The sequence below is a fragment of the Marinomonas sp. TI.3.20 genome (assembly GCF_038155025.1).
Taxonomy (GTDB): Bacteria; Pseudomonadota; Gammaproteobacteria; order Pseudomonadales; family Marinomonadaceae; genus Marinomonas; species Marinomonas flavescens.
The window spans coordinates 1-4,825 of sequence record NZ_JBAKAS010000045.1 but is presented as its reverse complement, the minus strand read 5'-3'; the positions used below and the strand labels follow the sequence as shown (position 1 = coordinate 4,825).

Genomic DNA, 4,825 nt, shown 5'->3' with positions numbered 1-4,825 from the left:
TGGACGCGGATGCACAAACCGTGAAAGTAACGTTCAGCGATGGCACCAACAACGTGGTTGTGGATGCGACACAAACTGACGGCGTCTGGAGTGTGGCGGATGTGGATCTAAGTGATCTGACCGACGGTACAATTACCGTCAGCGCCGTAGCAACTGACGATGCGGGTAACACGTCTACTACTACCGATACGTTAGATTTAGATACGAGAGCGGACACCGACAGCAACTTCAGCGTGGCTGTGGCCGAAAGCGATGAAGTAACCAACGCAGACGAAGCGGACTCTGTTAGCGTGACCTTGAGTGGCGTAGATGCGGACACCGAGACGGTGAAAGTGACGTTCAGTGATGGCACCAACAACGTGGTTGTGGATGCGACAGAAACTGACGGCGTCTGGAGTGTGGCGGATGCGGATCTAAGTGGTCTGACCGACGGCACGATTACCGTCAGCGCTGTAGCAACTGATGATGCGGGCAACACGTCAACTAAAACGGATACGTTAGATTTAGACACCAGTGCGGACACTGACAGCAACTTCGCCGTGACCGTGGCGACAAGCGACGAGATCACCAACGCAGACGAAGCGGGCACGGTGAGTGTGACCTTGAGTGGCGTAGATGCGGACACCGAGACGGTGAAAGTGACGTTCAGCGATGGCACCAACAACGTGGTTGTGGACGCGACACAAACTGACGGCGTCTGGAGTGTGGCGGATGCGGATCTAAGTGGTCTTGTTGATGGCACGATTACCGTCAGCGCCGTGGCAACTGACGATGCGGGCAACACGTCAACTAAAACAGATACGTTAGATTTAGACACGAGTGCGGACACCGACAGCAACTTCAGCGTGACCGTGGCGACAAGCGACGAGATCACCAACGCGACCGAAGCGGACTCTGTTAGCGTGACCTTGGGTGGCGTGGACGCGGATGCACAAACCGTGGCTGTGACCTTCAGTGACGGTGACGACAGCACCGACGATGTGGTGGTTGAAGCGACACAAAATGACGACGGAACCTGGTCTGTGGCGGACGCGGATCTAAGCGGTCTTGTTGATGGCACGATTACCGTCAGCGCCGTAGCAACCGACGATGCGGGCAATACGTCTACTACGACCGATACGTTAGATTTAGACACCAGTGCGGACACTGACAACAACTTCAGCGTGACCGTGGCGACAAGCGACGAGATCACCAACGCGGGTGAAGCGAACTCTGTTAGCGTGACCTTGAGTGGCTTGGACGCGGATGCACAAACCGTGAAAGTGACGTTCAGTGATGGCACCAACAACGTGGTTGTGGACGCGACACAAACTGACGGCGTCTGGAGTGTGGCGGATGCGGATCTAAGTGGTCTGACCGACGGTACAATTACCGTCAGCGCCGTAGCAACTGATGATGCGGGCAACACGTCAACTAAAACGGATACGTTAGATTTAGACACGAGTGCGGACACCGACAGCAACTTCAGCGTGACCGTGGCGACAAGCGACGAGATCACCAACGCGGGTGAAGCGGGCACGGTGAGTGTGACCTTGGGTGGCGTGGACGCGGATGCACAAACCGTGAAAGTAACGTTCAGCGATGGCACCAACAACGTGGTTGTGGACGCGACACAAACTGACGGCGTCTGGAGTGTGGCGGATGCGGACCTAAGCGATCTGACCGACGGCACGATTACCGTCAGCGCCGTAGCAACTGATGATGCGGGCAACACGTCAACTAAAACGGATACGTTAGATTTAGACACGAGTGCGGACACCGACAGCAACTTCAGCGTGACCGTGGCGACAAGCGACGAGATCACCAACGCGGGTGAAGCGGACTCTGTTAGTGTGACCTTGGGTGGCGTGGACGCGGATGCACAAACAGTGGTCGTGACCTTCAGCGATGACGATGCAACGACACCTGATGTCACTGTAAATGCCACGAAAAATATCGATGGTACTTGGTCAGTGGCCGACGCGAACCTAAGTGGTCTGACTGATGGAACGATTACCGTCAGCGCTTTGGCAACCGACGATGCGGGTAACACGTCTACTACGACCGATACGTTAGATTTAGACACGAGCGCGGACACCGACAACAACTTCAGCGTAACCGTGGCGACAAGCGACGAGATCACCAACGCGGGTGAAGCGGACTCTGTTAGTGTGACCTTGGGTGGCGTGGACGCGGATGCACAAACCGTGGTCGTGACCTTCAGCGATGACGATGCAACGACACCTGATGTCACTGTAAATGCCACGAAAAATATCGATGGTACTTGGTCAGTGGCCGACGCGAACCTAAGTGGTCTGACTGATGGAACGATTACCGTCAGCGCTTTGGCAACCGACGATGCGGGTAACACGTCTACTACGACCGATACGTTAGATTTAGACACGAGTGCGGACACCGACAGCAACTTCGCCGTGACAATTAAGGGCACTGATGAAGTGACCAACGCAGACGAAGCGGGCACGGTGAGTGTGACCTTGAGTGGCGTAGATGCGGACACCGAGACGGTGAAAGTAACGTTCAGCGATGGCACCAATAACGTGGTTGTGGACGCGACACAAACTGACGGCGTCTGGTCTGTGGCGGATGCGGACCTAAGTGGTCTTGCTGATGGCACGATTACCGTCAGCGCCGTAGCAACTGATGATGCGGGCAACACGTCAACTAAAACGGATACGTTAGATTTAGACACCAGTGCGGACACCGACAACAACTTCAGCGTGACCGTGGCGACAAGCGACGAGATCACCAACGCGGGTGAAGCGAACTCTGTTAGCGTGACCTTGGGTGGCGTGGACGCGGATGCACAAACCGTGAAAGTAACGTTCAGCGATGGCACCAACAACGTGGTTGTGGATGCGACACAAACTGACGGCGTCTGGAGTGTGGCGGATGCGGATCTAAGTGGTCTGACCGACGGCACGATTACCGTCAGCGCTGTAGCAACTGATGATGCGGGCAACACGTCAACTAAAACGGATACGTTAGATTTAGACACCAGTGCGGACACCGACAGCAACTTCGCCGTGACAGTTAAAGGCACTGATGAAGTGACCAACGCAGACGAAGCGGGCACGGTGAGTGTGACCTTGAGTGGCGTAGATGCGGACACCGAGACGGTGAAAGTGACGTTCAGTGATGGCACCAACAACGTGGTTGTGGATGCGACAGAAACTGACGGCGTCTGGAGTGTGGCGGATGCGGACCTAAGCGATCTGACCGACGGCACGATTACCGTCAGCGCCGTAGCAACTGATGATGCGGGCAACACGTCAACTAAAACGGATACGTTAGATTTAGACACGAGTGCGGACACCGACAGCAACTTCGCCGTGACAGTTAAGGGCACTGATGAAGTGACCAACGCAGACGAAGCGGGCACGGTGAGTGTGACCTTGAGTGGCGTAGATGCGGACACCGAGACGGTGAAAGTGACGTTCAGTGATGGCACCAACAACGTGGTTGTGGATGCGACACAAACTGACGGCGTCTGGAGTGTGGCGGATGCGGATCTAAGTGGTCTGACCGACGGCACGATTACGGTCAGCGCCGTAGCAACTGATGATGCGGGCAACACGTCAACTAAAACGGATACGTTAGATTTAGACACCAGTGCGGACACCGACAACAACTTCAGCGTGACCGTGGCGACAAGCGACGAGATCACCAACGCGGGTGAAGCGGACTCTGTTAGCGTGACCTTGGGTGGCGTGGACGCGGATGCACAAACCGTGAAAGTGACGTTCAGTGATGGCACCAACAACGTGGTTGTGGATGCGACACAAACTGACGGCGTCTGGAGTGTGGCGGATGCGGATCTAAGTGGTCTGACCGACGGCACGATTACTGTCAGCGCCGTAGCAACTGATGATGCGGGCAACACGTCAACTAAAACGGATACGTTAGATTTAGACACGAGTGCGGACACCGACAACAACTTCAGCGTGACCGTGGCGACAAGCGACGAGATCACCAACGCGGGTGAAGCGAACTCTGTTAGCGTGACCTTGGGTGGCGTGGACGCGGATGCACAAACCGTGAAAGTGACGTTCAGTGATGGCACCAACAACGTGGTTGTGGATGCGACACAAACTGACGGCGTCTGGTCTGTGGCGGATGCGGATCTAAGTGGTCTTGCTGATGGCACGATTACCGTCAGCGCCGTGACAACTGATGACGCGGGCAACACGTCTACTGCGACCGATACATTAGATTTAGATACGAGTGCGGACACTGACAGCAACTTCGCTGTGACAGTTAAGGGCACTGATGAAGTGACCAACGCAGACGAAGCGGGCACGGTGAGTGTGACCTTGAGTGGCGTGGACGCGGATGCACAAACCGTGAAAGTAACGTTCAGTGATGGCACCAACAACGTGGTTGTGGATGCGACACAAACTGACGGCGTCTGGAGTGTGGCGGATGCGGATCTAAGTGGTCTGACCGACGGCACGATTACCGTCAGCGCCGTGACAACTGATGACGCGGGCAACACGTCTACTGCGACCGATACATTAGATTTAGATACGAGTGCGGACACTGACAGCAACTTCGCCGTTACTGTTGATACCTCTGATGAAGTGACCAACGCGGACGAAGCGAGCACAGTGAGCGTGACCTTGAGTGGCGTAGATGCGGACACCGAGACGGTGAAAGTAACGTTCAGCGATGGCACCAACAACGTGGTTGTGGACGCGACAGAAACTGACGGCGTCTGGAGTGTGGCGGATGCGGATCTAAGTGGTCTTGCTGATGGCACGATTACCGTCAGCGCCGTGGCAACCGACGATGCAGGCAACACGTCAACTAAAACGGATACGTTAGATTT

Annotated in this window: 1 protein-coding gene; it reads left to right on the top strand. The window is 55.4% G+C overall.

The window, feature by feature from the left end; translation table 11 throughout:
- Positions 1-20 precede the first annotated feature (20 nt).
- Positions 21-4,825, top strand: a 4,805-nt coding sequence (locus V6259_RS19425) for a beta strand repeat-containing protein (protein WP_341585942.1), incomplete at its 3' end; no start/stop codon positions are given.